The sequence below is a fragment of the Saccharospirillum sp. genome, assembly GCF_040881935.1.
Lineage (GTDB): Bacteria > Pseudomonadota > Gammaproteobacteria > Pseudomonadales > Natronospirillaceae > Saccharospirillum.
In genome coordinates this window covers 20,882-27,290 of record NZ_JBBECH010000036.1, presented here as the reverse complement: position 1 = coordinate 27,290, position 6,409 = coordinate 20,882, and the positions used below count along the sequence as shown (strand labels likewise).

The following is a 6,409-nucleotide window of genomic DNA, read 5'->3' as shown; positions in this document are numbered from 1 at the left end:
TGCAAGTGGTTGGCAACCAGCAAATGATTTGCCTCTGTAGCTTCAAGGTGGACCACCCTAGTGCATTTGCATCGAAATTCCAAATTCAGGATCATTTTCCGGCGTGTCGATTTGTACGGGTTAGCCTCTGGTGCGGTGTTTCAGTACTGCGTCCGAAGCTCCATGAGTGCGCCTCAGTGCTCATTGCTGTAGAGCCCGGAGAGACATGTGTCTTTTACAGTCCTGTCGGCGATGCTGTTAATTATTTCATGTTGCTATTTCTAGAAGGCCAACTATTTTAAGTTCCAGCCCCGGTCCGCATGACGGTTACATTGCTGTTCACTCTTAAAAAGGATGGGGCTGGCTCTAAAAGCCATAACGGAGGACATGGATCATGTTGTCGACCACTGTAGGAACGAAAGTCGTAAAACTCCTGGTTATCGCGCTGTCGGTGACCGCCCTTACCAATGCTGTCGCTGAAGACGGAATGCCGGAGGTAGAACTTCAGACTGTTATGGAAGGTCTGACATCGCCGGTGATGCTCACTTCCGCCATCAATGATGAACGCCGGTTTGTCGTTGATCGTACCGGTTACATATACGTTCTGGATGCTGAGGGTAATCAGCTTGAGGAACCTTTCCTCGACATTAGTGATCAACTGATTGAGTTCCAGGAGGCCTTTGATGAACGGGGTCTGCTGGGACTTGCGTTTCATCCCAACTATCAGCAAAACGGACGTTTCTATGTGTATTACAGCGCGCCATTACGGGATGAGGCACCCAACGATTGGAATCACACCAGCGTGATCTCTGAATTCAAGGCGACTCAGCCTGAAGAAGGGATGCGTTCACAGTCCAATACGACTGACATGAGTTCCGAGCGTGTTCTGCTTGAGGTCGACCAGCCTCAGTTCAATCACGATGGGGGTTCCATCGCTTTCGGCCCTGATGGTTATTTGTACATTGCACTGGGTGACGGTGGTGCCGCCGACGATGTGGCGCTGGGTCACCCGCCCATGGGCCATGGCCAGGATACCACCTCGTTATTGGGCAGTATCCTGCGGCTTGATGTCGACCGGGGCTGGCCTGGTTACGCGATTCCACAAGACAACCCCTTTGTGGTAGATCCCCGTGGTTTGGATGAGATTCACTCCTGGGGCTGGCGCAACCCGTGGCGTATGTCGTTTGACCGCGCCACCGGTGACCTTATGGTCGCGACCAATGGCCAGAACCTGTGGGAAGCGGTTTATGAAGCAAGTGAGCCGGGCAATTATGGCTGGAACATTCTGGAAGGCACTCACTGTTTTGACACGCAAAACCCAAACACCACACCTCCAAGCACTTCTTGCGACACGGTAGGCCCACTGGGCCACGAATTGAAGTTGCCCGTCATCGAGTACCCGCATCTGCGCAACCAGGGTGACCGTGCCATTGCCGGCATCTCTGTTATTGGCGGTTACGTGTACCGGGGTAGCGCAATCGAGGGGTTGCAGGGCCGCTATGTATTCGGTGACTGGAGCCAAAGCTTCTCTCAGCCGGAGGGACAGTTGCTGATCGCCCATCCCACTAATTCGGGGTCAGAAGGTCAGTTGTGGAGCATCGGCCAGATACAAGTGCTCGATAGCTACATTCTCGGGTTCGGTGAAGACAGTGCTGGCGAATTGTATGTAATGACCACCGCCAATACAGGTCCGACCGGTAATACCGGCGCGGTACACAAACTTGTACCGGCCCAATCCGAATAAGTAAGGGTCCGCACTGAGCATCAGCAGCGCCTGTTGAACCTGGTTCACAGGCGCTGCCATTAATTCTGAGTGAGCGCTATGGACACAGGAGGTGAACCGGATGCCTGACTATAAGTGTTTCTGTTCAATGTTTATTCGGGCTGGCTACCGGCTAACTGGAGCCTGGCTAGTCTTGTTGTTTATGGTGTCGGTAGCGACACCGGCTCATGCACTGGTGACTGCTCGTTTGATCGTGGAAGGGCTAGCTTCGCCACTGCAGTTAGTCGCATCACCCGATGCCACTGACCGTCGATTCATTCTCGATCAGAACGGTCAAATTCTCATATTAAATTCGGATGACACCTTGAATGAATCACCGTTTCTGGATCTGTCTGATCGGATGGTGGAGCTGCGTGATGGTTTCGAAGAGCGGGGCCTGCTCGGCTTTGCGTTTCATCCGAATTATGGAACAAACGGGCGCTTCTACGTTCATTACAGCGCGCCTTTGCGCGAGGAAGCGCCGGATAACTGGGACCACACCGCCGTTGTCAGCGAGTTCACTGTTCCTGCGGACAGCCCTGATCAGGCGGACGCTGATTCCGAGCGCACACTGTTGCAAGTCGATCAGGTAAACCGCAAGACCAATGCCGGGGCTCTGGCCTTCGGGCCAGATGGCTACCTCTACATTGCAATGGGTGAAGGCGGTGGCGGTCACGGTGTCGGCACCGTGGAATTCGGTGCACTGGAGGTACCGGAGCGCAATAACATCTGGGATTTTCAGGCGCAGGATATTCATAACCTCTATGGCAAGATACTGCGCCTTGATGTCGACCAGGGGTGGCCCGGCTATGCTGTCCCGCCGAGCAATCCGTTCGTCGGCAAACCGGGACGGGACGAAATATATGCCTGGGGGTTTCGCAACCATTACCGCATGTCGTTCGACAGTGCCGGCAATGGTGACTTGCTTGTCGCAGCGGTCAGCGAGGCACTCTGGGAGACGGTTTACCGCGTTAGCCAGCCCGGGAATTATGGTTGGCCCATTCGCGAAGGCACCTATTGCTACGACCGGCAAAGCCCGCTGAGCCCACCCGAAACGTGCCCGCGTGAAGGTCCCAACGGCTGGCGCATTCATGACCCGGTGATTCAGTACCCGAACCTCAACATTGCCGAGTCGTCCATCGACCGGGAACCACTGGGCAGCGCCATCGTCGGTGGCGAGGTGTACCGTGGTGAACAGCTTTCCGGGCTGCAGGGTGCCTTCGTGTTTGCCGATTACAGCGCCGACCCGCGTCAGCCTTCGGGCCAGATTTTTCAGGCACGCCCATCCGGGAACATAGGGGCGCTATGGACCATTGAACCTGTCGTGCAACTGCAGGCCCGGGCTCAGGGTATGGGTGTAGATGGTGACGGTGAACTCTATGTACTGACCCGGGAGAGCTTCGGGCCCGCCGACGATACCGGCAAGATATTCAAACTGGTTCCAACCTCGACGCAAACCTCGGACACTGCTGACAGCAACAGCAACAGCAACAGCAACAGCAACAGCAACAGCAATGACAGCGGTTCAGATGAGCAGGCCACCACGTCGGCATCGGGCGTTTACACCACCGATCAGGCGGAGCGCGGCCGTGGGCTTTATCAGGAACATTGCCAGTCTTGTCATGCCTCGAACCTGCGCGGGTCCGGCCCTTTCCCATCAATCACGGGTCAGAGCTTCTTTTCGAAATGGAGCGACCGCTCGGTCAGCGAGCTGCAGCAGTACATTCGTGGCAGTATGCCATTGAGTTCCGCGGGCTCATTGAGCGATCAGATGTATGCCGACATTCTGGCCTATTGGTTGTCACGGCACGGGTACCCGGCGGGCAGTCAGCCAGTGCCGCAAAACCCGGGCAATATAACTGACCTTGCCGTTGAGGACCGTAGCGACTAGCGCTTGTCATCGGTGCTCAGACAACCCGGCTCCAGTACATCGGCCAGTGCCGGGCAAGGCGTCATCTGGCTGAGGGCTGGGTATCCTGCTCGGCGTCGCGCTCAGCCCCGGCTTGTTCGGCTGCCCAAACACCCGCCGCCTCTACCGCGACAGGCGAAGCGGTGGGTACAACGCCTAGGTAGTGTTCTGTCGCTTCCACCGGGGTAACGGCGCGCTGGGTCATGCGGTAGAGTGCATAAAGCGCAATGATGGAGAACGTTGTTCCCAGCACCGGCCAGAATGCGAACGGGCCGAGCGTCTCCATTGCCCAGCCAGCTATGAGAGGGCCGGTGATCGCACCGAGCCCGAAAGTAAAAACCAGCCCGCCGGAGGCTGCGGCCATGTCCTCAGTGGGCAGGGAATCGTTGGTGTAGGCCAGAAACAGAGCATACAACGGCGTGGTGACGCCACCGGCGAAAAAAGCGGCGGCCATCAGTGGCCACAGACTGCCGCCGGTAACCCACCCCAGCGCACACGATATAGCCCCCAGCACTGCTGCGCCGAAAATCAGTTTGCGCCGATCCATCCGATCAGAAAGCCAGCCTATGGGGTATTGCAGGAGCAGGGCTCCGGCAAACAGCATGGCGACGAACAGGGCGATTTGTGTCGCTGTCATGCCGATCTGCGTGCCAAATACCGCGCCCATGCCGGCCTGGGTTGCGTAGACGCTGCCCAACAGAAAAATACCCAGGGTGCCAAGTGGCGAACCTTTGAACAGGCTGGTCAGGGGCATGGGGCGTGCGACTTCTACCGCAGGCACATAGGTGACGGTTAACAAAATGGGCGCAAAGGAGATTGATACCAGTATGGAGGCGCCAATGAACAGCACCGATGTACCCGCATCACCCAGTGTCAGCAAGCCCTGAGCCCCAATAATACCGAGCGTCTGTGCGATCATGTAGGCAGAGAGCACCTTGCCCCGGGTATCGTTGGTGGCCGCATCATTCAGCCAACTCTCGGCAGTAACGTAGATGCCCGACATGCAGAACCCCACGAGCAAGCGCAGCGGTGCCCAGGCCCAGGGGTCGGTCAGCAACGGAAACGCGATAAGACCCGCTGACATGAAACTTCCCAGCGCCGCGAACACGCGCACATGACCGACTCGCCGGATCAGCAGTGGGCTGTAACGGGCACCCGATAAAAACCCCACATAATAGCTTGAGGTAACCATGGCCAGCTCAGCGGCCGAGAACCCTTCTATCCCGCCGCGCAGGCCGATCAGGGTGAAATGCATGCCGTTGCCCAGCATAATAAGCACAATGCCGAGCAGAAGAGGCCATACGCCGGCTAACATTTTGATCATGAAACCCCTCCCTAGCCTCAAAACGGGCCGCGAGAGCTTCGCACAGGCAAGCGAGCGGTGTGGTTGCCGCAACGCCGAACTCGTGTCTGTTTGCGACAAAAAACTGTACGTGCCGCTTTATAGATCTGCTGCAGGAAGGTTTCACGCAGTAAGGTTTCCATGCAAAGGTATCACAGAAAATAATACAGCAATGCGGCTATGGTCGCGGTCGTGCTAATGAAGGCGATCAGTGACAGTAGACCATCCCGGGCGATCAACGCCAGGCCGAAGGCAGTTAGGCCGATACCTGCTCCATTGGCGCTAAAGGGCACTACTTCCATCAGCGGCATGGCGGCCGCTATGATCAGGCAGACGACGGCAATGGCGTAGTTTGCCTTGCCCTGTGCAAGCACGACCAGACGCTGGCGCAACAGTCGGTCAATAAACTGTGCGGGTTTGCGAGACCACCCTAGTGCTTTATGCAGTTTATCGCTTGCTATTGACCGATTGAGCAACCACTTTGGTAGCCAGAAATACTCACGGCCCAATAGCAATTGCACCGCTGTAAGCATAACGATTACCGCCATCATGGTTGGCACGCCGGGTATGTCTCCAACCAATGGTGCCATGGTAATGAGCCCCACTATCAGCAAGACAGGCCCGAAGGAACGGCGTCCTACTTTAGATAAAACATCTTCCAGGGAAACCTGGCGATCATCTTGTTGCTCGGCCTCAGCAATTTGGTCGAGTAGTTGCTCTAGGTTCATATCCCTGAACCTTCCTTTATGTCTGATTAGCTGTCGGGCAGGTTAGTCGTAAAAAGCAGACTTTTCCATATTTTGCTGGCTCGGGGTGGCGTCAGGGGCGTTCAATGCCATACTGATTAGCAGCAGTAGTTGTAGACGTGAAGACTGTGTTTACTGGCATCAGTATTTTCAGCACTTATCGATAGCCCAAGCACAGGTTGCCTGCAGCGCGTTTGTCTCATGCAGCCTGCTAACAAGGAGACCCTCTGTGGTCTGGTTACTGCTACTGCACATGGCTGCGCTTTTGATCTGGGCCGCTGCGCTGCTTTACCTGCCCATTTTGGTGGGCGCACACCCCAATACGCCCCCCGACATTGATCAACAACCAAGACCCTATAGCTCTGTGGGTCGGTTTCTGTTTACCCGGATAGCGACGCCTGCCGCCCTGATTGCCATCATCGCCGGGACCGTCGTATTTTTGCTCAACCGCACCGTCGATCCGTGGCTGATTATAAAGCTGACGCTGGTCACGGCTTTGGTGGTTGCCCATGTCCTGTCAGGTGCTTTGGTACTGCGCGCCGAGCAGCCAGAAAAGCGAGGCCATATTCGAGTAGTGAGCCTGATCTTGCTAAGCGTTTTGTGTTTGCTGATGACGGCCATTGTCTGGGTCGTACTGGCCAAACCAATGGTGGTGTGGCCGTTATGAATAA

At 56.0% G+C, this 6,409-nt stretch carries 6 protein-coding genes; 4 read left to right on the top strand and 2 right to left on the bottom strand.

The window, feature by feature from the left end; genetic code table 11:
- The 3 genes from WEB54_RS05640 to WEB54_RS05630 form a co-directional block, all read left to right on the top strand.
- Window positions 1-281, top strand: a 281-nt coding sequence (locus tag WEB54_RS05640) for a hypothetical protein (protein ID WP_368054044.1), incomplete at its 5' end; no start/stop codon positions are given.
- Between the two features lie 92 nt (window positions 282-373).
- Window positions 374-1,723: a sorbosone dehydrogenase family protein gene (locus WEB54_RS05635; RefSeq protein ID WP_368054042.1), complete on the top strand. Its 1,350-nt coding sequence runs from the start codon at window positions 374-376 to the stop codon at window positions 1,721-1,723.
- Window positions 1,724-1,823: 100 nt separating this feature from the next.
- Entirely contained in the window at window positions 1,824-3,632 is a 1,809-nt protein-coding gene (locus WEB54_RS05630) for a PQQ-dependent sugar dehydrogenase (protein WP_368054040.1), read from the top strand.
- 61 nt (window positions 3,633-3,693) lie between these two features.
- Here the strand turns inward: WEB54_RS05630 and WEB54_RS05625 are convergent, their stop codons facing one another.
- On the bottom strand, window positions 3,694-4,974 hold the full coding sequence (locus WEB54_RS05625) for an MFS transporter (RefSeq protein WP_368054038.1): 1,281 nt from the start codon (window positions 4,972-4,974) through the stop codon (window positions 3,694-3,696).
- Window positions 4,975-5,144: 170 nt separating this feature from the next.
- Entirely contained in the window at window positions 5,145-5,720 is a 576-nt protein-coding gene (locus tag WEB54_RS05620; RefSeq protein WP_368054036.1) for an exopolysaccharide biosynthesis protein, read from the bottom strand.
- A gap of 247 nt (window positions 5,721-5,967) precedes the next feature.
- On the opposite strand from WEB54_RS05620, the gene WEB54_RS05615 reads away from it, so the two are divergent.
- Window positions 5,968-6,405: a CopD family protein gene (locus WEB54_RS05615; RefSeq protein ID WP_368054034.1), complete on the top strand. Its 438-nt coding sequence runs from the start codon at window positions 5,968-5,970 to the stop codon at window positions 6,403-6,405.
- The last annotated feature ends 4 nt before the right edge of the window (window positions 6,406-6,409 follow it).

What these genes read in the sequence shown, in the direction of transcription:
- WEB54_RS05620 (WP_368054036.1), bottom strand. Translation starts at nt 5,720, where the DNA reads ATGAACCTAGAGCAACTACTCGACCAAATTGCTGAGGCCGAGCAACAA.
- WEB54_RS05625 (WP_368054038.1), bottom strand. Translation starts at nt 4,974, where the DNA reads ATGATCAAAATGTTAGCCGGCGTATGGCCTCTTCTGCTCGGCATTGTG.
- WEB54_RS05635 (WP_368054042.1), top strand. Translation starts at nt 374, where the DNA reads ATGTTGTCGACCACTGTAGGAACGAAAGTCGTAAAACTCCTGGTTATC.
- WEB54_RS05630 (WP_368054040.1), top strand. Translation starts at nt 1,824, where the DNA reads ATGCCTGACTATAAGTGTTTCTGTTCAATGTTTATTCGGGCTGGCTAC.